Annotated in this window: 23 protein-coding genes; 11 read left to right on the plus strand and 12 right to left on the minus strand. The window is 63.3% G+C overall.

All coding sequences use genetic code 11. The features are described from left to right. Positions 1–170: 170 nt before the first annotated feature. Together rep and LJX93_RS26380 are read left to right on the plus strand one after the other, a co-directional pair. On the plus strand, positions 171–2,180 hold the full coding sequence (rep, locus tag LJX93_RS26375) for a DNA helicase Rep (protein ID WP_033702267.1): 2,010 nt from the start codon (positions 171–173) through the stop codon (positions 2,178–2,180). A 65-nt stretch (positions 2,181–2,245) separates the two neighbouring features. Continuing rightward, the gene (locus LJX93_RS26380) at positions 2,246–2,818 is read left to right on the plus strand and encodes a xanthine phosphoribosyltransferase (protein ID WP_033702269.1); all 573 of its coding nucleotides are present in this window, start codon (positions 2,246–2,248) and stop codon (positions 2,816–2,818) included. Positions 2,819–2,912: 94 nt separating this feature from the next. Here LJX93_RS26380 and LJX93_RS26385 read toward each other — a convergent pair whose 3' ends face one another. The 5 genes from LJX93_RS26385 to dadA all read right to left on the minus strand — a co-directional run bounded on the left by LJX93_RS26385 (position 2,913) and on the right by dadA (position 8,594). Continuing rightward, a complete protein-coding gene (locus LJX93_RS26385; RefSeq protein ID WP_033702271.1) occupies positions 2,913–4,772 on the minus strand; it encodes an acetyl-CoA hydrolase/transferase C-terminal domain-containing protein in 1,860 nt (619 codons plus the stop codon). A 127-nt stretch (positions 4,773–4,899) separates the two neighbouring features. Beyond that, entirely contained in the window at positions 4,900–5,304 is a 405-nt protein-coding gene (locus tag LJX93_RS26390; RefSeq protein ID WP_047582592.1) for a c-type cytochrome, read from the minus strand. Between the two features lie 154 nt (positions 5,305–5,458). Further along, positions 5,459–6,007 carry a cupin domain-containing protein gene (locus tag LJX93_RS26395; protein ID WP_033702273.1) on the minus strand — a complete coding sequence of 183 codons (549 nt, stop codon included), beginning with the start codon at positions 6,005–6,007 and terminating at the stop codon, positions 5,459–5,461. 123 nt (positions 6,008–6,130) lie between these two features. Then, positions 6,131–7,204, minus strand: coding sequence for an alanine racemase (gene alr / locus LJX93_RS26400; protein WP_033702275.1), 1,074 nt, complete (start codon positions 7,202–7,204; stop codon positions 6,131–6,133). Between the two features lie 88 nt (positions 7,205–7,292). Further along, a complete protein-coding gene (gene dadA / locus LJX93_RS26405) occupies positions 7,293–8,594 on the minus strand; it encodes a D-amino acid dehydrogenase (protein WP_033702277.1) in 1,302 nt (433 codons plus the stop codon). A gap of 155 nt (positions 8,595–8,749) precedes the next feature. Between dadA and dadR the strand changes: the two genes are divergently transcribed. Beyond that, positions 8,750–9,238, plus strand: a complete 489-nt coding sequence (gene dadR, locus LJX93_RS26410) for a transcriptional regulator DadR (RefSeq protein ID WP_003258963.1) — start codon at positions 8,750–8,752, stop codon at positions 9,236–9,238. A gap of 2 nt (positions 9,239–9,240) precedes the next feature. On the opposite strand, the gene LJX93_RS26415 is transcribed toward dadR, so the two are convergent. Next, on the minus strand, positions 9,241–9,594 hold the full coding sequence (locus tag LJX93_RS26415; protein ID WP_033702279.1) for a YkgJ family cysteine cluster protein: 354 nt from the start codon (positions 9,592–9,594) through the stop codon (positions 9,241–9,243). A 161-nt stretch (positions 9,595–9,755) separates the two neighbouring features. Between LJX93_RS26415 and LJX93_RS26420 the strand changes: the two genes are divergently transcribed. After that, entirely contained in the window at positions 9,756–11,048 is a 1,293-nt protein-coding gene (locus LJX93_RS26420; RefSeq protein WP_033702281.1) for an NAD(P)/FAD-dependent oxidoreductase, read from the plus strand. Positions 11,049–11,140: 92 nt separating this feature from the next. Here the strand turns inward: LJX93_RS26420 and LJX93_RS26425 are convergent, their stop codons facing one another. Beyond that, a complete protein-coding gene (locus LJX93_RS26425) occupies positions 11,141–11,371 on the minus strand; it encodes a DUF1127 domain-containing protein (RefSeq protein ID WP_033702284.1) in 231 nt (76 codons plus the stop codon). A 178-nt stretch (positions 11,372–11,549) separates the two neighbouring features. Between LJX93_RS26425 and LJX93_RS26430 the strand changes: the two genes are divergently transcribed. Both LJX93_RS26430 and LJX93_RS26435 read left to right on the plus strand, forming a co-directional pair. Beyond that, a complete protein-coding gene (locus tag LJX93_RS26430; RefSeq protein WP_162525053.1) occupies positions 11,550–12,980 on the plus strand; it encodes a PLP-dependent aminotransferase family protein in 1,431 nt (476 codons plus the stop codon). 60 nt (positions 12,981–13,040) lie between these two features. After that, a complete protein-coding gene (locus tag LJX93_RS26435) occupies positions 13,041–14,594 on the plus strand; it encodes a phospholipase D family protein (RefSeq protein WP_033702288.1) in 1,554 nt (517 codons plus the stop codon). A gap of 62 nt (positions 14,595–14,656) precedes the next feature. On the opposite strand, the gene LJX93_RS26440 is transcribed toward LJX93_RS26435, so the two are convergent. Together LJX93_RS26440 and LJX93_RS26445 are read right to left on the minus strand one after the other, a co-directional pair. Next, positions 14,657–15,796, minus strand: a complete 1,140-nt coding sequence (locus tag LJX93_RS26440; RefSeq protein WP_033702291.1) for an MFS transporter — start codon at positions 15,794–15,796, stop codon at positions 14,657–14,659. A 142-nt stretch (positions 15,797–15,938) separates the two neighbouring features. Next, positions 15,939–17,432, minus strand: a complete 1,494-nt coding sequence (locus LJX93_RS26445; RefSeq protein ID WP_033702292.1) for an aldehyde dehydrogenase — start codon at positions 17,430–17,432, stop codon at positions 15,939–15,941. Positions 17,433–17,629: 197 nt separating this feature from the next. Here LJX93_RS26445 and LJX93_RS26450 point away from each other — a divergent pair, with 197 nt between their 5' ends. Together LJX93_RS26450 and LJX93_RS26455 are read left to right on the plus strand one after the other, a co-directional pair. Beyond that, complete coding sequence (locus LJX93_RS26450; RefSeq protein ID WP_033702294.1) at positions 17,630–17,989, plus strand: cupin domain-containing protein; 360 nt, start codon at positions 17,630–17,632, stop codon at positions 17,987–17,989. 82 nt (positions 17,990–18,071) lie between these two features. Continuing rightward, positions 18,072–18,275, plus strand: a complete 204-nt coding sequence (locus LJX93_RS26455) for an I78 family peptidase inhibitor (protein WP_033702296.1) — start codon at positions 18,072–18,074, stop codon at positions 18,273–18,275. Between the two features lie 67 nt (positions 18,276–18,342). Here LJX93_RS26455 and rpmG read toward each other — a convergent pair whose 3' ends face one another. Together rpmG and rpmB are read right to left on the minus strand one after the other, a co-directional pair. Next, on the minus strand, positions 18,343–18,498 hold the full coding sequence (gene rpmG, locus LJX93_RS26460) for a 50S ribosomal protein L33 (RefSeq protein ID WP_003253507.1): 156 nt from the start codon (positions 18,496–18,498) through the stop codon (positions 18,343–18,345). An 11-nt stretch (positions 18,499–18,509) separates the two neighbouring features. Continuing rightward, positions 18,510–18,746, minus strand: a complete 237-nt coding sequence (gene rpmB / locus LJX93_RS26465; RefSeq protein WP_003253504.1) for a 50S ribosomal protein L28 — start codon at positions 18,744–18,746, stop codon at positions 18,510–18,512. 360 nt (positions 18,747–19,106) lie between these two features. Here rpmB and LJX93_RS26470 point away from each other — a divergent pair, with 360 nt between their 5' ends. Then, positions 19,107–20,696, plus strand: coding sequence for an ABC transporter substrate-binding protein (locus LJX93_RS26470; protein ID WP_033702297.1), 1,590 nt, complete (start codon positions 19,107–19,109; stop codon positions 20,694–20,696). A gap of 134 nt (positions 20,697–20,830) precedes the next feature. Here the strand turns inward: LJX93_RS26470 and radC are convergent, their stop codons facing one another. Then, positions 20,831–21,511, minus strand: a complete 681-nt coding sequence (gene radC / locus LJX93_RS26475) for a RadC family protein (protein ID WP_047582561.1) — start codon at positions 21,509–21,511, stop codon at positions 20,831–20,833. A 127-nt stretch (positions 21,512–21,638) separates the two neighbouring features. Between radC and coaBC the strand changes: the two genes are divergently transcribed. Beyond that, positions 21,639–22,850, plus strand: coding sequence for a bifunctional phosphopantothenoylcysteine decarboxylase/phosphopantothenate--cysteine ligase CoaBC (gene coaBC, locus LJX93_RS26480; RefSeq protein ID WP_033702301.1), 1,212 nt, complete (start codon positions 21,639–21,641; stop codon positions 22,848–22,850). A 5-nt stretch (positions 22,851–22,855) separates the two neighbouring features. After that, entirely contained in the window at positions 22,856–23,311 is a 456-nt protein-coding gene (gene dut, locus LJX93_RS26485) for a dUTP diphosphatase (RefSeq protein WP_027592160.1), read from the plus strand. The last annotated feature ends 62 nt before the right edge of the window (positions 23,312–23,373 follow it).

Here is a 23,373-nt window from a genome sequence, read left to right on the forward strand (position 1 = left end):
TGCGCGAAACCAGGCCAACCGGCAAATACGATTTTTTCAATGAATAGCATGAGCCTAACTAATGCTTATGCGCAGACAAAAGTCTGACTCAGACGTCAGACGGTCGCGCCATAACCGGCCCATGCCTGTTAGAATGCGCGGCTATTTTCTGGCGACCCCCGGTTTCTAGCATGTCCCGACTCAATCCCCGGCAACAGGAAGCCCGAGACTACGTTGGCGGCCCTCTTTTGGTGCTCGCCGGTGCAGGTTCCGGCAAGACCAGCGTGATCACGCGCAAGATTGCCCACCTCATCCAGAACTGCGGCATCCGTGCCCAGTACATCGTGGCGATGACCTTCACCAACAAGGCCGCACGCGAGATGAAAGAGCGGGTCGCCACCCTGCTGCGGCCGGGGGAAGGCCGCGGCCTGACCGTGTGCACCTTCCACAACCTGGGCTTGAACATCATCCGCAAGGAGCATGAGCGCCTGGGCTACAAGCCTGGTTTTTCGATCTTCGACGAGTCCGACATCAAGGCACTGCTGTCGGACATCATGCAGAAAGAGTATTCCGGCGACGACGGCATCGACGAGATCAAGAACATGATCGGTGCCTGGAAGAACGACTTGATCCTCCCCCCCGAGGCCCTGGAAAAGGCTCGCAACCCGCGCGAGCAGACCGCCGCCATCGTCTATACCCACTACCAGCGCACGCTCAAGGCGTTCAACGCGGTGGACTTCGACGACCTGATCCTGCAGCCGGTCAAGCTGTTCCAGGAACACCCCGAGGTGCTGGAGCGCTGGCAGAACCGCGTGCGCTACCTGCTGGTCGATGAATACCAGGACACCAACGCCAGCCAGTACCTGCTGGTGAAAATGCTGATCGGCATGCGCAACCAGTTCACCGTGGTCGGCGACGACGACCAGTCGATCTACGCCTGGCGCGGCGCGCGGCCCGAGAACCTGATGCTGCTCAAGGAGGACTACCCCTCCCTTAAAATCGTCATGCTGGAGCAGAACTACCGCTCCACCAGCCGCATCCTGCGCTGCGCCAACGTGCTGATCGCCAACAACCCACACGCGTTCGAAAAGCAGCTGTGGAGCGAGATGGGCGTGGGCGACGAGATCCGTGTGATCCGTTGCAAGAACGAGGAAGCCGAGGCCGAACGGGTGGCCATGGAAATCCTCACCCTGCACCTGCGCACCAACCGCCCGTACAGCGACTTCGCCATCCTCTACCGCGGCAACTACCAGGCCAAGCTGATCGAACTCAAGCTGCAGCACCACCAGGTGCCGTATCGCCTGTCCGGCGGCAACAGCTTCTTCGGCCGCCAGGAGGTCAAGGACCTCATGGCCTACCTGCGCCTGCTGGTGAACCCCGACGACGACAACGCCTACCTGCGGGTCATCAATGTGCCGCGCCGGGAAATCGGCTCCACGACCCTGGAAAAGCTCGGTAACTATTCGACCGAACGCGGTATCTCGATGTACGCCGCCAGCGAGGAGATGGGCCTGGGCGAGCACCTGGACGCCCGTTACACCGAGCGCCTGCAGCGCTTCAAGCATTGGCTGGACGGTGTGCGCCACAAGGTGGCGCTGGACGACCCGATCGCCGCGCTGCACGAAATGATCCGCGACATCGACTACGAGAACTGGATCCGCCAGCAAACCGCCAGCGACAAGGCGGCGGAGTTCCGTATCAGCAACGTCTGGTTCCTGGTCGAAGCGCTGAAAAACACCCTCGAGAAGGACGAAGAGGGTGACATGACCATCGAGGACGCCATCGGCAAGCTGGTGCTGCGCGACATGCTCGAGCGCCAGCAGGAAGAGGAAGAAAACGCCGAAGGCGTGCAGATGATGACCCTGCATGCCTCCAAGGGGCTGGAATTCCCTTACGTGTTCATCATGGGCATGGAAGAAGAGATCCTCCCGCACCGCTCCAGCATCGAAGCCGACACCATCGAAGAAGAACGCCGCCTGGCCTACGTGGGCATCACCCGCGCGCGCCAGACCCTGGCCTTCACCTTTGCGGCCAAGCGCAAGCAGTACGGCGAGATCATCGACTGCACACCGAGCCGGTTCCTCGACGAACTGCCGCCGGACGACCTGGCCTGGGAAGGCCTGGACGATGCGCCAGTCGAAGTCAAAGCTGCGCGTGGCAACAACGCACTGGCCGATATTCGGGCGATGCTCAAACGCTGATCAACCCTTACTCTTTAACCGTTGCCGCTGTTGCGGCCACCTTTGCTACATCGAGGAAAACCACAGTGGAAGCACTGCATCAGAAGATTCGCGAAGAAGGCATCGTGCTTTCCGATCAGGTTCTCAAAGTCGACGCGTTTCTCAACCACCAGATCGACCCTGCGCTGATGCAGCTGATCGGTGACGAGTTCGCCCGCCTGTTCGCCGACGCCGGCGTGACCAAGATCGTCACCATCGAAGCCTCGGGCATTGCCCCGGCGGTGATGACGGGCCTGAAGCTGGGCGTGCCGGTGATCTTTGCGCGCAAGCACCAGTCGCTGACGCTGACCGAGAACCTGCTGACTGCCTCGGTGTACTCCTTCACCAAGCAGACCGAGAACACCGTGGCCATCTCGCCGCGCCATCTCAACAGCAGCGACCGCGTGCTGGTGATCGATGACTTCCTGGCCAACGGCAAGGCGTCGCAGGCACTGATCTCGATCATCAAGCAGGCTGGCGCCACGGTGGCTGGGCTGGGTATCGTCATCGAGAAGTCGTTCCAGGGCGGCCGTGCCGAGCTGGACAGCCAGGGCTACCGCGTTGAATCGCTGGCGCGGGTGAAGTCGCTGGCAGGTGGTGTGGTCAGCTTCATCGAGTGATCGCCGTTGGGGCCGCTCCTACAGGTGAAGCAGATCGCGCGAGCCTGTAGGAGCGGCCTTGCGTCGCGAAAGGGCCGCTCTGCGGCCCCGACAATTATCGGGTCGCCGCCAAACCCGCCAGCAATAACCGCTGATAGATTTCTTCCTTCAGCCCTTGGGGATCCCCCAACCCCATGCGCGCCAACTGCGCCGCATACCCCTCCGGCCCCGGCGCATCCAGCGCTGCCTTGCCCAGCCCCAGTACCTCGCTCAACCTGAACTTGCTCTTCAGCCAGTTCAACGCCCGCAGCAAGTCACGCTCTTCGGCCGTGAAATCGGTGCCCAGCGGATACTCCGGAAACAGCCCTGCATGGCGCGCCCGGATGGCCTCAAGGCGCTCTGGCGTGTTGTCGGTAAAGCGTGCTTCCAGCTGGAAATCCCTGGCCAACTTGCCGGCCTTCTTGGCCTGTTCGATCAGCTCGCCCTGGAACCTCGAATCACTGACCGCCAACAACCGTGCAATCACTTCACTGTCGGTCTGCCCGCGCAGGTCGGCGATGCCGTACTCGGTCACCACGATATCGCGCAGGTGCCTGGGGATGGTGCAGTGGCCGTAGGCCCACAGCAGGTTCGAGCTGACCTCGCCCGCCGCCTCGCGCCAGCTACGTAACAGCAGTATCGATCGCCCGCCCTCCAGCGCGTGGCCTTGGGCGACGAAGTTGTACTGCCCGCCCACGCCGCTGAGCACACGGCCATCCTCCAGCTGGTCGGCCACCCCCGCGCCCAGCAGGGTCATGGTGAATACCGTATTGATGAACCGCGCATCCCGGCGCTGGCGGCGCTTCAGTTCTTCCTGGCCATACAGCTCATTGATGAAACTGATACGCGTCATGGCAAACCGTGCGCGCTGCTCCAGCGGCATGTCCCGCAAGCGTTGGTAGAACGCCCGTGGGCCGAGGAAAAACCCGCCATGCACCAGTACGCCCTGCTCGTCTGCCGGGCGCCGCACCACGCCCGCCTCGGCCAGCGCCAGCAGGCCGTTGACGAACATTTCGCTGCATCCGTAGAGGCCTTGGGCGAAGGCATCCAGCCCCCCTTCCCGCTGGATCAGGGTTTGCCAAGGGCCAACATCCAGTTCATCCATCAATGCCCGATAGCCCGCATTGTCGCCCTGGCGCGCTAACAGCGCAGCGGCCACGGCATCGCCCATGGCGCCGATGCCTATCTGCAAGGTGCCGCCATCACGCACCAGGGTGCTGGCGTGCAGGCCGATGCAATGGTCCTGGGTGGTGACCGGCATGTTCGGCGTGGAGAACAGCCGGCGTTGCTCCACCTCATCGATCAGCAGGTCGAATGCGTCGATGCTCAGCTCCGAGTCACCCGGCATGTAGGGCAGCTCGGCATGCACCTGGCCCAGCATGAGAATGGTTTCACCGGCCGCGCGGCGCTTGGCGATCATCGGCAGCAGGTCGAGGGTGATGTCGGGGTTACAGGCCAAGCTCAGGTGCACGGGCTTTTCTGGCGTGGCGGCCACCAGCTGGGCAATCAGGTTAAGGCCCTTGGCGTTGATGTCACGGGCGGCGTGGCTGTAGTTGCTGCTGACGTAGTCCTGCTGGGCGCTCTCGCTGTGCAGCAGGCTGCCGGGCTGCATGAAGAACTGCTCGACGCGGATGTTCGGCGGCAGTTGGTCGTTGCGCAGGTCGGCGAGGTAGGTGAGGTCTTCGTAATCGGCGAACACACGCTCGATGAAGGGTTCGAGGAAGCGCCGCTGCAGGCCGTCGCCCAAGGGTGGACGGCCAAGGGACAAGGCGGTGTAGATCGTCAGCTGGCGCTCGGGCAGTTCGCGCACTCGGGCGTACAGCGCATTGACGAAGGCGTTGGGTTTGCCAAGGCCCAGCGGCAGGCCCATGTGAATGTGGGCCGGCAGGCGCGACAGCGCCTGGTCGACTGCCTGATCGATGGAGCAGAGGTGCATCTTGGCCTCCTGAGTCTTCCATGGGGTCAGGGGTTGGACATGGGGTTCAGCGGGTTGGTTGCCGGCACTGGCTGCACATATACAAAGCCCGCCATCAAAGGCGGGCCTCATGCAATTGAGCGGCTGCTTACAACCCCGACATCTTCTTGATCGCACCCATCAGGTCATCATCCGAGCAATCGGCACAGGTGCCCTTCGGCGGCATGGCATTGATACCGGTAATGGCCTTGGCCAGGATGCCATCCAGGCCGCCCTGGTGGTCGGCACGTTCCTTCCACGCGGCGGTATCGCCGATTTTCGGCGCGCCCAGCAAGCCGGTGCCATGGCAGGCATTGCAGTGCTTGGCGATGATGTCGTCCGGCGTCTTGGCAGCGCCGCCAGCTGCCGCAGTGGCAACCTCCATGCCCTTGCACTCCTGGCCCTGGACGCACACCTGGCCCACCGGCTCTAGGCGCTTGGCGATGTCGTCATTGGTTGCAGCGGTTGCGCTCATTGCCCAGAGGGCGAATACGGCTGCTGGTACAGCCAGCATCTTCTTGATTTGGTTCACGCGTACACCCTCATGGTGGCTAATCACGCTCGCGGCCACGGATCGGCGAGCGTTGAAAAGTATAGCGGGAACCCAGAGGCCGTGAAACGACCCCACACAGGAAAGGGGTATTGCCGAAACAATGCACTGCGCTGGATCAAAAGTTTGAAGGCGTCGCGGCGCTGATCAACCGGGCAGGTTCCTTGAAGGGGTTGCGAAAGCGGTGCGGGCGGGTACTTTCGAAGTAGTAGCTGTCGCCCTCTTCGAGGATGAAAATCTCGTTGCCGACCACCAGCTCAAGCCGCCCTTCAAGCAGGATGCCGGTCTCTTCACCGTCGTGGGTAAGCATCTCGGCACCGGTGTCGGCACCCGGTGGGTAGACCTCGGTGAGAAACGCAATGGCGCGGTTGGGGTGCGACTTGCCCACCAGCTTCATGGTCACCGCACCGTCCGAGATGTCGATCAGCTCATGGGCCTTGTAGACGACCTGCGTAGGGCTCTCGGCGGCCAGTTCGACCGAAAAGAACTCGACCATGGACATCGGAATGCCGCTCAGCACCTTGCGCAGCGAACTGATCGAAGGGCTGACGCTGTTTTTCTCGATCATCGAGATGGTGCTGTTGGTGACACCCGCGCGCTTGGCGAGCTCACGTTGTGACAGGCCCTTGAGCTTGCGGATGGCTTGCAGTCGTTCGCCGACGTCCAAAGCTGGAGCCTCCTGAAACGGGTAGAGAGGGGGGTGAATGTGAACGATATCATGGCAATGCCGTTCAGTATTTACAACACACCACCCTGCAACCTGTCCGCTTCAGCGTCTTATTCGTCGCACCTACTCACCACAGTAGTCCCTCGGCACCCGCTTGAGGTTGCAGAAGATCTGGTACGGAATGGTGCCGGCATGGGCAGCCACCTCGCTGGCCAGCACCTGCTTGCCCCACAGCTCCACCGGGCTGCCCACGGTAGCCTCGGGCACATCGGTCAGGTCGATGCACAGCATGTCCATCGACACCCGGCCAATCAGCTGGCTGCGCTTGCCCGCGACCATCACCGGGGTGCCATTGGGCGCCTGGCGCGGGTAGCCATCGGCATAGCCCATGGCGACCACGCCGACGCGGGTCGGCCGCGTGCCGATGAACTTGGCGCCGTAGCCCACCGGCTCGCCGGCCGGCAGCTCGCGCACGCTGATGACCCGCGATTGCAGGGTCATCACCGGTTGCAGGCGCTCAGCCTCGGCCTGGGCGACTTCGAAGGGGGTGGCGCCATACAGCATGAGGCCCGGGCGCACCCAGTCGCCACCCGCCTGTGGCCACGCCAGCACCCCGGGCGAGTTGCGCAAGCTGCACTCGGCAGCCAGCCCCTGGCGCGCGGCCTCGAACACCGAGATCTGCTCGGCGGTGGCGTCGGCGTCCAGTTCGTCGGCACGGGCGAAGTGGCTCATCAATACGATGCGCAGGACGCTGCCAGTAGCCAGCAGGCGCTGATACGCCTCGTGATAATCCTTGGGGTGCAGGCCGACGCGGTGCATGCCGCTGTCGAGCTTCAGCCAGACGGTCAGCGGCTTGTGCACCTGGGTCTTTTCGATTGCTTCAAGCTGCCACAGCGAATGCACCACGCACCACAGGTCGTGCTCGGCGATCAGGGCCAGTTCGCTGGCCTCGAAGAAGCCTTCGAGCAACAGCACAGGCGCCTTGATGCCAGCTGCGCGCAGCTCTAGCGCTTCTTCGATGCAGGCCACGGCAAAGCCATCGGCTTCGGCCTCCAGTGCCAGGGCGCAACGCACCGCGCCGTGGCCGTAGGCATCGGCCTTGATCACGGCAAGGGCTTTGGCGCCGGTCAGTTCACGGGCAAGGCGGTAGTTGTGGCGCAGGGCCTGGAGGTCGATCAGGGCGCGGGCGGGACGCATGGCGGCATGCCTTATGGTGGTTCAGTTTAATAACGGTGTTTGCCTCTTCGCAGGTAACCCCGCGAAGAGGCCAGCGCAGGCCTTCAAATCATTGATGCACGGGCGCGGTCTGGCCTTGCTTGGTGGCTTCCCGGCTGTTGCCATAACGGGAAATATCCAGGCCTTCGGCACTGATCTGCGGCTTCTTGCGCGCAATCAGGTCTGCCAGCAGGCGACCCGAACCGCACGCCATGGTCCAACCCAAGGTCCCGTGACCGGTGTTCAGGAACAGGTTACGGAACGCAGTGGCACCCACGATCGGTGTACCGTCCGGGGTCGCCGGGCGCAGGCCGGTCCAGAAACTGGCTTGGCTCAGGTCACCGCCGCGAGGATAAAGGTCGTTGACGATCATCTCCAGCGTTTCGCGTCGACGCGGGTTCAGCGACAGGTCAAAACCGGCGATCTCAGCCATGCCGCCGACGCGGATGCGGTTGTCGAAACGGGTGATGGCGACCTTGTAGGTTTCATCGAGAATGGTCGAGGTCGGCGCCATGTCGGCGTTGGTGATCGGCACCGTCAGCGAGTAACCCTTGAGCGGGTAGACCGGCGCCTTGATACCCAGCGGCTTGAGCATCTGCGGCGAATAGCTGCCCAGGGCCAGCACGTAGCGGTCGGCGGTTTCCAGCTTGCCGTCGATCCACACGCCATTGATGCGGTCGCCGGCGAAGTCCAGGCGCTGGATGTCCTGGCCGAAGCGGAACTCCACACCCAGCTTCAGCGCCATGTCGGCAAGCTTGGTGGTGAACAGCTGGCAGTCGCCGGTCTGGTCGTTGGGCAGGCGCAGGGCACCGGCCAGAATGTCTTTTACCCCGGCCAGGGCCGGTTCGACGCGGGCGATGCCGTCGCGGTCGAGCAGTTCATAAGGCACACCGGACTGCTCGAGCACGGCGATGTCTTTGGCGGCGGCATCGACCTGCGCCTGGGTGCGGAACAACTGGGTGGTGCCCAGGGTGCGGGCTTCATAAGCGATGCCGGTTTCGGCACGCAGCTCGTCGAGGCAATCACGGCTGTACTCGGACAGACGCACCATGCGTTCCTTGTTCACCGCATAACGGCTGGCGGTGCAGTTGCGCAGCATCTGTGCCATCCACAGGTACTGGTCAACGTCGCCGGTCAGCTTGATGGCCAGGGGCGCGTGGCGTTCGAGCAACCACTTGATGGCCTTGAGCGGTACACCCGGGGCGGCCCAGGGCGAGGCATAGCCGGGCGAGATCTGGCCTGCGTTGGCGAAGCTGGTTTCCATGGCTACCGCCGGCTGGCGGTCGACCACCGTCACTTCGTAACCTTGCCGGGCCAGATAATAGGCACTGGCGGTTCCGATCACACCGCTACCAAGTACCAGAACTCGCATTGTTGATCCCTCGCACGCGGCGCACCGCTGTCTTTTGTTGAAATGGCATGGATGCGCGCAGTATAAAAATTACAGACCAGTGCAATTCACTATATAAAAGCCTATATTTGGCGAGAATTCTCGGCAATATTGCCTTTCACGGAGGGGCATCCCCTATGAGAACCCAGCACCAGAGCAAGCGTGAACTGGACAAGATCGACCGCAACATACTGCGGATCCTGCAGAATGACGGGCGTATTTCCTTCACCGAACTGGGCGAGAAAGTTGGGCTTTCCACCACCCCTTGCACCGAGCGCGTCCGCCGCCTGGAACGCGAGGGCATCATCATGGGCTACAACGCCCGGCTCAATCCGCAGCACCTGAAGGGCAGCTTGCTGGTGTTCGTCGAAATCAGCCTGGACTACAAGTCTGGCGACACCTTCGAGGAGTTTCGGCGTGCGGTGCTCAAGCTGCCCCATGTGCTGGAGTGCCACCTGGTTTCGGGCGATTTCGACTACCTGGTAAAGGCGCGTATTTCGGAGATGGCGTCGTACCGCAAGCTGCTGGGCGACATCCTGCTGAAGCTGCCGCACGTGCGCGAGTCGAAGAGCTACATCGTGATGGAAGAGGTGAAGGAGAGCCTCTGCCTGCCGATTCCGGACTGACGCTAGACCAGCACCTGGCGGGTGGTGGCAATGAATTGATGAACGAGCTGCTCGGCCTCGGGCTCGATCATCTGCTCCGGGCCACGGCCGCGCGGGCAGGCCATGCGTGGGGTGGTGCCGAACAGGCGGCAGATCATCGGGCGCTCTTCATACACTGTGCAGCCGTTGGGGCCCAAGTGCACGCAGTCCAGGTGCTGCAGCGCAGCGGCTTGCTCGGCCTCGGTCTTGCGCGGCAGGCGAGCCATTTCTTCGGCCGAGGTGGTGACCGGGCCGCAGCAGTCGTGGCAGCCGGGCTCGCACTCGAAAGAAGGGATGAGTTCGCGCAGGAAGTGAATCTTGTGGCGGTTGCAGGACATGGCGGGTACAGAGCAAGAAGGTGGGGTGAATTATAGGCCCATTGCACCGGCCCTGTGGGCGCAGCTTTAACCGCGAACGCGGACGCGGCTCTCGCCTTGTTGCCCACCTTCCGACCCCAGCTTATCCTCCCTCCTCTGCCCAAAAGCCCAGGACCTACCCCATGATTCATAGCGCGCAGCACGCCGCTTCCTATTACGCCGCCAGCAGCGCGCCACACGCCGATCATGCCTTCCTGCAAGGCGAGCACAGCGCCGACGTGTGCATCATTGGCGGTGGCTATTCAGGCCTTAACACCGCCATCGAACTGGCTGAACGTGGCCTCTCGGTGATCCTGCTGGAAGCCCGCAAGCTCGGCTGGGGCGCTAGCGGGCGCAACGGCGGGCAATTGATCCGCGGTGTCGGCCATGGCCTGGAGCAGTTCCTCCCGGTGATCGGCGAGGAAGGCGTGCGCAGCATGAAGCTGATGGGCCTGGAGGCCGTGGAGATCGTCCGCGAGCGGGTCGAGCGCCACAACATCGCCTGCGACCTGACCTGGGGCTACTGCGACCTGGCCAACAAACCTGGCGAGCTGCAAGGCTTTGCCGAAGAAGCCGAAGCATTGCGCAGCCTGGGGTATCGCCACGCGCTGCGTCTGGTGGCGAAAGACGATATTCACAGCGTGGTCGGCTCCGACCGCTATGTGGGCGGCCTGATCGACATGGGCTCGGGCCACCTGCACCCGCTCAACCTGGCCCTCGGCGAAGCGGCCGTGGCCAGCCGCCTTGGCGTGCGGCTGTTCGAGCAGTCAGAGGTCACGCGCATCGAGTACGGCCCCGAAGTCAAGGTACACACCGCTCAAGGCCGGGTCCGTGCCAAGACGTTGGTACTGTGCTGCAACGCCTACCACAATGGCCTCAATCGCGAGCTGGGCGGCAAGGTGCTACCCGCCGGCAGCTACATCATCGCCACCGAGCCCCTGGGCGACGCGCGTGCCCGCGCGCTGCTGCCGCAGAACATGGCCGTGTGCGACCAGCGCGTGGCGCTGGATTACTACCGGCTGTCTGCCGACCAGCGGCTGCTGTTCGGCGGTGCCTGCCACTATTCCGGCCGCGACCCGCAAGACATTGCCGCCTACATGCGGCCAAAGATGCTCAAGGTATTCCCGCAGTTGGCCGATGTGCGCATCGAGTTCCAATGGGGCGGCATGATTGGCATCGGGGCCAACCGCCTGCCACAGATCGGGCGTTTGGCCAGCCAGCCGAACGTCTACTACGCCCAGGCCTATTCCGGCCATGGGCTCAACGCCACCCACCTTGCAGGGCGCCTGCTTGGCGAGGCCATCAGCGGCCAGCAGAGCGGGCGCTTCGACCTGTTCGCCAAGGTGCCGCACATCACCTTCCCTGGCGGCAAGCACCTGCGCTCGCCACTGCTGGCATTGGGGATGCTCTGGCACCGGCTCAAGGAATTGGTTTAGGTGATGTGAGGCGGAGCATGCCTTGAGGGTGATAGTGGCGCGCAAATCGAGCGCCACCATCACCCTCAAGCCATGCACCACGTAGCCCTCAATCAATCCCTCCAAAATGGCTTACGCCCCTCTTCTCGGGCCTGCTCCCAGCTCAGCCCGACATCGCGCAATTCATCATCGGTCAGTTGCAACAAGGCCCTGCGGGTGTGCCAGCGGTGCAGCATCAGCCCCCAACGGCTCAGGCCTGCCGGCGCATTGAAGACCTTGGCGTGCTGCCCGGTTTCCAGCTCCTTGGCCATCAGTTGCAAGCGCACATCGCTCATGCCACCCATCGCTGCGTTCTCCCGCTCAGTTGATACCGTGAAGCAAGCATGCGCGTCGGCACTGATGACAATACAGATCCAATAGCGGCTTATTATTCCCATACAGAATTGGCGAATCGACGGGTGAATGCTGTATTTTCAGCGCAACTGTACTGGTCGCTGCAGCTCAGCGGCGCTGGAGTATGCCGTGACGCTTTACCTCAACCTCGCCGAGTTGCTCGGCGCCCGTATCGAACAGGGCCTGTATCGCCCCGGCCAGCGCCTGCCCTCGGTGCGTGCCCTGAGCGTGGAGCACGGGGTCAGCCTGAGCACCGTGCAACAGGCCTACCGCATGCTCGAAGACAGCGGCATGGTCTCGCCGCGGCCCAAATCCGGCTATTTCGTCAGCGAAGGCCGCCACCTCCCTGCCCTGCCCGCCGTCAGCCGCCCGGCCCAGCGCCCCGTGGACATCTCCCAGTGGGAGCAGGTGCTGGAACTGGTCCGCAGCACCCCACGCCAGGATGTGATGCAGCTGGGGCGCGGCATGCCCGACATCAACAGCCCGACCCTTAAGCCGCTGCTGCGCAGCCTCGCCCAGCTGAGCCGGCGCCAGGACATGCCCGGCCTCTACTACGACAACATCCATGGCAACCTGGCCCTGCGCGAGCAGATCGCCCGCCTGACGCTGGACTCCGGCTGCCGCCTGAGCCCGGCGGACCTGGTGGTGACCACCGGCTGCCATGAGGCGCTGTCCTGCAGCATTCGCGCCGTGTGCGAGCCAGGCGACATTGTTGCGGTCGACTCGCCCAGCTTTCATGGCGCCATGCAAACCCTCAAGGGCCTGGGCATGAAGGCGCTGGAGATCCCCACCGACCCGGTCACCGGCATCAGCCTCGAAGCACTGGAACTGGCCCTGGAGCAGTGGCCGATCAAGCTCATCCAGATCACCCCGAGCTGCAACAACCCACTGGGTTACATCATGCCCGAGGCACGCAAGAAGGCCTTGCTCAGCCTGGCCCAGCGCTATGACGTGGCCATTCTCGAAGACGATGTGTACGGCGACCTGGCCTACACCTACCCGCGCCCGCGCACCCTCAAGTCGTTCGACGACGACGGCCGTGTATTGCTGTGCAGTTCGTTCTCCAAGACCTTGGCACCCGGCCTGCGCATCGGCTGGGTAGCGCCGGGGCGTTACCTGGAGCGGGTGCTGCACATGAAGTACATCAGCACCGGCAGCACCGCCAGCCAGCCCCAGCTGGCCATCGCCGACTTCATCAAAGCCGGCCATTACCAGCCTCACGTGCGGCGCATGCGCAGCCAGTACCAACGCAGCCGCGACCTGATGAGCGACTGGGTGACCCGTTACTTCCCGCCGGGCACGCGTGTCAGTCGGCCCCAGGGTGGCTTCATGCTGTGGGTCGAACTGCCCGAACATTTCGACACGCTGCGGCTGAACCGCGCTTTACTGGAGCAAGGTGTACAGATCGCGGTCGGCAGCATTTTCTCGGCCTCGGGCAAGTTCCGTCACTGCTTGCGCATGAACTTCGCGGCCCTGCCTACGCCGTCAATCGAGGCCGCCGTGCGCAAAGTGGGTGAAACCGCCCTTCGTCTACTGGATCAGGACGACGCCTGCGCGTAACTTTGCGCCGCCCACCATGGTCCAACCCCTTAGGCCTTTGCTGTACAGGACACGCTTACCTTGAGATTGCAGCGAGCTCTGCCGCTTCTGCTGACGCTATTGTGCGGCCTCGCAGGCTGCGCAAGCGTCGACATCCCCCGCGAAGTCAGCCAGGCGCTGCCGGCCAAAGACTCAGCTTTCGGCCGCTCGGTGCTGCGCCAGGCTGCGCCCTACGAGGGCCGTTCGGGCTTTCGTTTGCTGCCCAACAGCAACGAGGCGTTTCGCGCGCGCGCCGAGCTGATCCGCAACGCCCAGGCCAGCATCGACCTGCAGTACTACATCGTTCATGACGGCCTCAGCACCCGTGCGCTGGTCCATGAACTGTTGCGTGCCGCCGACCGCGGCGTGCGCGTGCGCATTCTGCTCGACGACACCACCAGCGACGGCCTGGACACCATCATGGGTACCCTCGACGCCCACCCGAACATCCAGATTCGCGTCTTCAACCCGCTGCACCTGGGGCGTAGCACCGGGGTGACGCGTGCGGTAGGCCGCTTGTTCAACCTGTCGCGCCAGCACCGGCGCATGCACAACAAGCTGTTCCTGGTGGACAACAGCATGGCCATCGTCGGCGGGCGCAACCTGGGCGACGAATACTTCGATGCCGAACCCAACCTCAACTTCACCGACATCGACCTGCTGGGCGTGGGCCCGGTGGCCGAACAACTTGGCCACAGTTTCGACCAGTACTGGAACAGCGCCCTGAGCCGCCCCATCGGCGATTTCCTCTGGCGCCAGCCCGATGCCCACGACCTGCACGCCAGCCGCCATCGCCTGGAAGTTTCCCTGGCCGAGGCGCGTACGCGACGCAAGGCCTTGTATGACCGCTTGATGGCCTACCAGTCGCAGCCGCGCCTGGATGTGTGGCGCAACGAGTTGATCTGGGCGCACAGCCAGGCCCTGTGGGATGCGCCGAGCAAGGTCCTGGCCAATGACGAGCCAGACCCGCAACTGTTGCTGACCCAGCAACTGGCCCCCGACCTGAACAACGTTCGCCACGAGCTGATCCTGGTGTCGGCGTATTTCGTGCCCGGTGAATCGGGCTTGCTGTACCTGACCCACAACGCCGATGCCGGCATCTCGGTCAAACTGCTGACCAACTCGCTGGAAGCGACCGACGTACCTGCGGTGCACGGCGGCTATGCGCCGTATCGCCGGGCGCTGCTCGAACATGGCGTGAAGCTGTATGAATTACGCCGCCAGCCGGGTGACCCGAGTGCCGGGCGGTTGAGCTTCCATGGCGGTTCGGATTCGAGCCTGCACAGCAAGGCGATCGTGTTCGACCGGCGCAAGACCTTCATCGGTTCGTTCAACTTCGACCCGCGATCGGTGCTGTGGAATACCGAAGTCGGTGTGCTGGTGGACAGCCCGGAACTGGCCGAATACACGCGCGCGCTGGCGGTGCAGGGTATGGCCCCGGCGCTGAGCTACCAGCCGCAGTTGCGGGGTGACAAACTGGTGTGGGTGACTGAAGAAGACGGCAAGCAGCGGATACTGACGTCCGAGCCTGGCGGGATGTGGCGACGGTTCAACGCCTGGGTCAGCAAGGCCGTCGGCCTTGAAAAGATGCTGTGATCGCAGCCCTTTAGGCGCCGCCCGACCGTTCAGAAAGGGCCGCAAAGCGGCCCCATACATGCTCAAGCCGAAGCCGGCTCGAAAGCCCCCCGCCGCCGAATCAACACCACCAACCCCGCCGCCCCCACAGCCATCAGCAACGGCAACGCATGCCCGCTGATCCACTGGCTCCCGGCCCCCGCCAAGAGCGGCCCAAGCAGGCAACCAATGCCCCACAACTGCGCCACGTGGGCATTGGCCCGCACCAGCGCATCATCCCGATAGCGCTCGCCGATCAACACCAGCGACAAGGTGAACAGGCCACCGGCACTGGCCCCGAACAGCACCCACAGCGGCCAGATCACCGGCGTGTGCAGCAACAGCGGTATCGCCAGGCTTGAGCACAGCAAGGTCACCGCACAACCGCTGAACAGGGTGCGCCGCGACATGCGGTCGGCCAATGCGCCGATGGGTAATTGCAGCACCGCATCGCCCACCACCACGGTGCTCACCATGAACAGTGCAATCTCGGTAGTGAACCCTTGCTGCAGGCAGTAGACCGGCAGCAAGGTCAGGATCATCGCCTCGAACGAAGCGAACAGGGCAATCGCCCAGGCGATCACCGGCAGGCGCCGGCAGAAGGCGAACAGGTCGCGGAAAGTGACGCTGTACGCTTCGGTGGTAGGCGCCCCGCCGCGCCCCAACAGCACCAGGGGTGCCAGCAACAGCAAGGCGGTCGCGGCCCAGAAACCGAAATCGTCGTCCGAGCCGAGAAAGCCCAGCACCAATGGCCCGGCCAGTTGGCTCAAGGCATAGCTGCTGCCATACAGCGCCACCAGCCGGCCCCGCCATTGCTCGACCACCAGCTGGTTGATCCAGCTTTCGCCAAGGATGAACACCACGGTCAGGGACATGCCGATCAGCAGGCGCAGAGCCAGCCAGAGCGGGTAGCTGGGCAGCAGCGCCAGCAGGCCGATCGACAGCGCACCGCCCCACAGGCACAGGCGCATCGCCGAGGGCACGCCGACCCACCCGGCCAGGCGGCTGGCCAGGCTGGCGCCCAGCAATACGCCCAAGGCAGGCATCGCGGCCATGACGCCGATGGCAAAACTGCCGTAGCCCCACCCGTCCAGGCGCAGGGACACCAGCGGCATGCTCACGCCGAGCGCCAGGCCGACACTGAGTACGGATGCCAGTACGGCGAAGTAGGTGCCCCAGCGCATGTGTTCTTCCTGTTGGATTTTCTTGGGCCCACTCGCGGAACAAGCCCGCTCCCACAAGCTCATCACCGAGATTCTGAAATCAGTGGTGAGCCTGTGGGAGCGGGCTTGCCCCGCGAATGGGCCGCAGCGCGGCCCCAGCGATTTACAGCTTGATCCAGGTCGCCTTCAGCTCGGTGTACTTCTCCAGCGCATGCAGCGACTTGTCACGGCCGTTGCCCGACTGCTTGAAGCCGCCGAACGGTGCGGTCATGTCGCCGCCGTCGTACTGGTTGACCCAGACACTGCCAGCGCGCACGGCACGGGCGGTCTTGTGGGCCTTGGAGATGTCCGAGGTCCAGATGCCGGCGGCCAGGCCATACGGCGTGTCGTTGGCGATGGCGATGGCTTCTTCGGCAGTGTCGAAGGTAATCACCGACAATACTGGGCCAAAGATCTCTTCCTGGGCGATCTTCATGGCGTTGGTCACGCCGTCGAAGATGGTCGGCTCGACGTAGGTGCCGCCGGTCTCTTCGAGGATGCGCTTGCCACCAGCCAGCAGTTTGGCGCCGTCCTTGTGGCCGGCGTCGATGTACGACAGCACGGTGTTCATCTGCTGGGTGTCGACCAGCGCGCCGACGGTGGTCTGCGGGTCCAGTGGGTTGCCAGGCTTCCAGCCTTTGAGGGCCTCGACCACCATAGGCAGGAAGGTATCCTTGATCGAACGCTCGACCAGCAGGCGCGAGCCTGCGGTGCAGACTTCGCCCTGGTTGAAGGCGATGGCGCTGGCGGCGGCTTCGGCGGCAGCTTGCAGGTCTGGCGCGTCGGCGAAGACGATATTCGGGCTCTTGCCACCGGCTTCCAGCCAGATACGCTTCATGTTCGATTCGCCAGCGTAGATCATCAGTTGCTTGGCGATCTTGGTCGAACCGGTGAACACCAGCGTGTCGACATCCATGTGCAGGGCCAGGGCCTTGCCTACTGTGTGGCCGTAGCCTGGCAGCACGTTCAGCACACCGGCCGGGATGCCGGCTTCGATGGCCAGCTGGGCGATGCGGATGGCGGTCAGTGGCGATTTTTCGGACGGCTTCAGGACTACCGAGTTACCGGTGGCCAGGGCTGGGCCGAGCTTCCAGCATGCCATCAGCAGCGGGAAGTTCCACGGCACGATGGCGCCGACCACACCCACCGGCTCACGGGTTACCAGGCCGAGCTGGTCATGCGGCGTCGGCGCGACTTCGTCGTAAACCTTGTCGATAGCTTCGGCATTCCAGTGCAGGGCTTGTGCCGCACCTGGGACGTCGATGCTCGAGGAATCGCCGATCGGCTTGCCCATGTCCAGGGTTTCAAGCAGCGCCAGCTCTTCGACGTTCTTGCGCAGCAGGTCGGCGAAGCGGATCAGCTTGGCTTTGCGCTTGGCCGGCGCCAGGCGCGACCAGACACCGGAATCGAAGGTGGCGCGGGCGTTCTCGACAGCACGGTTGGCGTCGGCCAGGTCGCAGCTGGCGACCTTGGCCAGGAAGCGTCCGTCGACCGGGCTCAGGCACTCGAAGGTTTCACCGGAGGCGGCGTCGGTGTATTCGCCGTTGATGAAGGCACGGCCTTCGATCTTCAGTTGCTGGGCACGTTGTTCCCAGTCCGCACGAGTCAGGGTGGTCATACGAAACTCCTCCTCTTGTTTAGGTGCAACGCCGCACTGAGGACTCACTGGCGTTGTCAGAAATTCTGGCCGGGCGACGAGCGCACACGGGCAAGCGATACCCTAAACCAGGCCGTGTAAACTATCAATATATTTGACACGAAAGGCCTAAACGCCTACTGATGTTCATTTTATTAAACAACAACAGGAGCCGCACCATGAGCATCGCCAGCATCATCGACTTCGCCCAGGTTCTTACCGAGGCCGAACGCTACCGCCCGGCGGCAGAGAAAATCCTCAAAGGCGAGCCGGACCAGGCCGTCTACAACCACTACGCCAGCCCGTGCGGCCAGTTCGCCGCGGGCGTCTGGGAAGGTGAAGTCGGCCAGTGGACGGTCAACTACACCGAACACGAGTACTGCGAGATCGTGCTGGGTGTTTCGGTGCTGCGTGACCAGGACGGCGGCGCCAAGACCCTGCGTGCCGGTGATCGGTTCGTCATCCCGGCAGGCTTCAAGGGCACCTGGGAAGTGCTGGAGCCTTGCCGCAAGATCTATGTAATGTTCGAGCAGAAATAACTATGTAACACAGCCGGCCAGCTGGCATGCGTGAGGATGGCCCTGCCCACACCGGGCCATTTACTTCAGAAGGATACCAAGCATGAACAACGATGAAGCCTTGCAAGCCCTCGCCCATCTGGTCGATACGCCTTACGAGCCTGGGGTTAAAGCCACCATCAGCGCACTCACCGGCCGCACTCGTGTGGTAGGCCCCAATGAGATGTCCACCCTCGAATACGATATCAACCGGGTGCACATCAGGACCGATGCCAACGGCCTGATTAAGGGGTTCAGCTTCGGCTGACCGAGCGAAGGCCATAAAAAAACCCGCATCCTTTCGGATGCGGGTTTTTTTTCAGGTCGCCGATCAATTACTTGATCTTGGCTTCCTTGTACACCACGTGCTTACGAACAACCGGATCATATTTCTTGATCTCGATTTTGTCCGGGGTGGTGCGCTTGTTCTTGTCGGTGGTGTAGAAGTGGCCGGTACCGGCACTCGAAACCAGACGGATCAATTCACGCATGATGTTCTCCCTTAAACCTTGGCGCCAGCTTTACGGATGTCAACCAGAACGGCGTCGATGCCGCGCTTGTCGATGATACGCATGCCCTTGGCGGAAACACGCAGACGCACGAAACGCTTCTCGGACTCAACCCAGAAACGGTGGTGCTGCAGGTTCGGCAGGAAACGACGACGGGTTTTGTTGTTTGCGTGGGAAATGTTGTTCCCGGTTACTGGACCCTTACCAGTAACTTGACAGACTCTCGACATGACTCAGCCCTCTAAAACCACATGCCCAACCCGGCATGGGTTGGCCGCTTAATCTCTCAGTCTTTGGCGCCAGGCGCCGTGATTCTGGAGGTCTTATCGACCGGATCCGCTGATGCGACAGGCCGAGCCCCTAGAAAAGAGCGCTGCTTTATACCAGAAAGACTCGGCTGCAACAACATATGATGAATATTGACACGACGCCGAGTGCGCCGGGGCAGCATAGCGGCAGGCCCCGTCAGGCGTCGACCACTCGTCGCCGAATTTGTAAAAAAGGGTGTGGTCATTTGCAGGCGGGCGCACTAGGGTAGGACGTTTCCAGACTGCACTGGCAGATGGGCCACTGACAGCCAAGGAGTCACGATGCGTGCCGCCGCCCTTTCCCTCTTGTTCACCTCACTGTTTACCGCAGGCGTCACCCAGGCAGCCGCGCTGAGTGTTTGCAGCGAAGCCAGCCCCGAAGGTTTCGACGTGGTCCAGTACAACTCGCTGACCACCACCAACGCCTCGGCCGACGTGCTGATGAACCGCCTGGTGGAGTTCGATGCGGCCCAGGGCAAGGTAGTACCCAGCCTGGCGGCGAGCTGGACGGTGTCGGCCGACGGCCTGATCTACGATTTCAAGCTGCGCGATGACGTGAAGTTTCACACCACTGCCTACTTCAAACCGTCCCGCGCGCTGAACGCCGACGATGTGCTGTTCAGCTTCCAGCGCATGCTCTACCCGGCCCACGCCTGGCACAAGACCGCCCCGGGCGGTTACCCGCACGCACAATCGCTGCAACTGGGCAACCTGATCAAGTCGATCGACGCCCCTGAACCGCAGACCGTGCGCTTCACCCTGGCCCACCCGGATGCCACGTTCCTGGCCACCCTGAGCATGGGCTTTGCCTCGATCTATTCTGCCGAATATGCCGACAAGCTGCTCAAGGCAGGTACCCCGGAAAAGCTCAACAGCCAGCCGATCGGCACCGGGCCGTTCGTCTTCCAGCGCTTCCAGAAGGACGCCGTGGTGCGCTACCGCGCCAACCCCGACTACTTCGCTGGCAAGCCTGGCGTCGACCCGCTGATCTTCGCCATCACCACCGATGCCAACGTGCGCCTGCAGAAGCTCAAGCGCAACGAATGCCAGGTCGCCCTGTCGCCCAAACCGCTGGATATCGCTGAAGCCAGCAAGGATGGCAGCCTCCAGGTCGCCAGCACGCCGGCGTTCATGACCGCCTTCGTCGCCATCAACAGCGCACACCCGCCGCTGGACAAGCCAGAGGTGCGCCAGGCCATCAACCTGGCCTTCGACAAGCAGGCCTACCTCAAGGCCGTGTTCGAAGGCACCGCGACGGCCGCCAACGGCCCCTACCCGCCCAACACCTGGAGCTACGCCAAGGACCTGCCTGGCTACCCCATGGACCTGAAAAAGGCCAAGGCCCTGCTGACCAAAGCAGGCCTGCCAGAGGGCTTCAGCACCACGATCTGGACCCGCCCGTCGGGCAGCCTGCTCAACCCCAACCCCAGCCTTGGGGCGCAGATGCTGCAAGCCGACCTGGGCAAGATCGGCATCAAGGCCGAGATCCGGGTGATCGAATGGGGCGAGCTGATCCGCCGCGCCAAGGCCGGCGAGCATGATTTGCTGTTCATGGGCTGGGCGGGTGACAACGGTGACCCGGATAACTTCCTCAGCCCGCAGTTTTCCTGTGCTGCAGTGAAATCAGGGACCAACTTCGCGCGGTTCTGCGACAGCCGCCTTGACCAGTTGATCAATGCTGGCCGCACCACCAACGACCAGAGCGTGCGCAGCCGCTTGTACCAGCAGGCGCAGACGTTGATCCAGCAGCAGGCACTGTGGGTGCCGCTGGCGCACCCCACGGCGGCCACCTTGCTGCGCCAGGGGGTCGAGGGGTACCAGGTGAGCCCGTTCGGGCGGTTGGATTTCAGCAAGGTTTCGGTGACCCGCTGAGGGTGCAACTGCCTGTGCCGACCTCTTCGCGGGTCAAGCCCGCTCCCACCGGGATGTCACTGCCCTTGAGAACAGTGAAGTACCTGTGGGAGCGGGCTTGACCCGCGAAGAGGCCGGCACATGCACCGCAGCACCTAGGCAACGATCCACCCCTGTTCCACCATCGACAACGGCTCGCCGTCACCCACGATGACGTGGTCCAGCACTCGCACATCGATCAGCCCTAGCGCTCGCTTGAGCGCTAGCGTCATGTGCACATCATCCTGGCTTGGCTCGCTGTTGCCCGACGGATGGTTGTGGCACAAGATCATTGCCGCCGCGTTGTGCAGCAACGCCCGGCGCACCACTTCCCGCGGATAGATACTGGCCCGGTCGATCGTGCCCCTGAACAGGATTTCGAACGCCAGCGGCCGATGTTTGGTATCCAGAAACAAACACCCAAACACCTCACTGGCCTCATGCCGCAGCATGGCCTTGAGGTAACGCCGCACCGCCACCGGGCTTTCCAGCGCAGGCGTGCGCTCGATACCCTCATCCAGGTAACGCCGGCCAATCTCCAGCAAGGCCTGCAACTGGGCGTACTTCACGGGGCCGAGGCCAGGCTCGCGCAAAACGGCTTGGCGATCGGCATCGAGCAACTGCCTCAGGCCACCAAAGCGCACCAGCAACCCTCGCGCCAGGTCCATCACATTACGCCCAGCAACCCCCGAACCCAGCAGCACAGCCACCAGCTCGGCATCCGACAACACCGCTACGCCACGCGACAGCAGCTTCTCCCTCGGCCGCTCTTCAGCCGGCCATTCCCTGATACTCATCCCTGCTCCTTGGTCCTGCTGCGGCACGTTTGGGCCCTGTGTTAATCTAGTTCGCCTCGTACATGCGACGTTCTGCCGCAGGCAGTTCTTGTCGCCGCCCGCTTTCACTGGAAAAAGGCAAAAGCCTATGCAGCGGCTGTATCACAAGCGCATCGTTCTCGGCGTCGGTGGCGGCATTGCCGCCTACAAAAGCGCCGAGCTGATCCGCCGACTCCTGGAGCACGGCGCGCAGGTGCGCGTCGTCATGACCCGTGGCGGTGCAGAGTTCATCACCCCGCTGACCCTGCAGGCGTTGTCCGGCCACCCGGTGCACATGGACCTGCTCGACCCCGCCGCCGAAGCGGCCATGGGCCATATCGAGCTGGCCAAGTGGGCCGACCTGGTGCTCATCGCCCCCGCCACTGCCGACCTGATGGCGCGCATGGCCCAAGGCATGGCAGACGACCTGCTGACCACCCTGATACTGGCCACCGACGCCACCGTTGCCGTGGCCCCGGCCATGAACCAGGCCATGTGGCGCGACCCGGCCACCCAGGCCAATCTCGACCTGCTCAAAAGCCGCGGCATCCAGGTATTCGGCCCGGCTTCCGGCAGCCAGGCCTGTGGCGACGTAGGCCTTGGCCGCATGCTGGAAGCCACCGACCTGGCCTGGTGCGCCGCCGAAAGCTTCAAGCGCCAAACGCTGACCGGCAAACACGTGCTGATCACCGCCGGCCCGACCCAGGAAAACATCGACCCGGTGCGCTACATCACCAATCATAGCTCCGGGAAGATGGGCTTCGCCCTGGCCGAAGCGGCCGCCGAGGCCGGTGCTCGGGTGACCCTCGTCACCGGCCCGGTGCACCTGCCCACGCCCGACCGGGTCAACCGGATCGACGTGGTCAGCGCGCGCGACATGCTCGCGGCCTGTGAAGCGGCCATGCCCTGCGACCTGTTCATTGCCTCGGCGGCCGTCGCGGACTACCGGCCAGAGGTCGTTGCTGCGCAAAAACTCAAGAAAGATCCTACGACCGGCGACGGCATGCTGCTGCAGATGGTGCGCAATCCCGATATCCTTGCAACCATTGCTGGCCGTAGCGACCGCCCGTTCAGTGTCGGCTTCGCCGCCGAGACCGAACACCTGCTCGATTACGCCACGCGCAAGCTCAAGGACAAGAACCTCGACCTGATCGTCGCCAATGATGTGGCCAACCCCAGCATCGGCTTCAACAGCGAAGAAAACGCCTTGACCGTGATCGATCGCCAGCAGCACCAGACCCTCTTTGCGCAGACCAGCAAGGGCAAGATCGCCCGGCAACTGGTCGCCTTCATCGCCGAACGGCTCAACCAGGTTCAATAAGTTACATGCACGCTCTTCAAGCCAAGATCCTCGACCCACGCCTGGGCACCGAATTCCCCCTGCCGCAGTACGCCACCCCGGGTTCCGCCGGGCTGGACCTGCGCGCCCTGCTCAAGGAGGACACTGTCCTCGAGCCAGGCCAGACCCTGCTGATCCCCACCGGCCTGTCGATCTACATCGGCGACCCGGGCCTGGCGGCCATGATCCTGCCGCGCTCGGGCCTGGGCCATAAGCACGGCATCGTGCTGGGCAACCTGGTCGGCCTGATCGACTCGGACTACCAGGGCGAGCTGATGGTGTCGTGCTGGAACCGCGGCAACACCCCATTCACCATCGCCATTGGCGAGCGCATCGCCCAATTGGTGCTGGTGCCGGTGGTGCAGGCGCATTTCGACATCGTCGAGGCCTTCGACGAAAGCCAGCGTGGCACTGGCGGCTTCGGCCACTCCGGCAGCCACTGAGCCGACAGCTGACCGTTCAGGCCAAGGATGGCGAACTCTCTGGCGAAACCACCGTCCAAGCG

It is taken from the genome of Pseudomonas sp. HN2-3, from assembly GCF_020691745.1.
In the GTDB taxonomy this organism is placed as follows: Bacteria; Pseudomonadota; Gammaproteobacteria; order Pseudomonadales; family Pseudomonadaceae; genus Aquipseudomonas; species Aquipseudomonas capeferrum.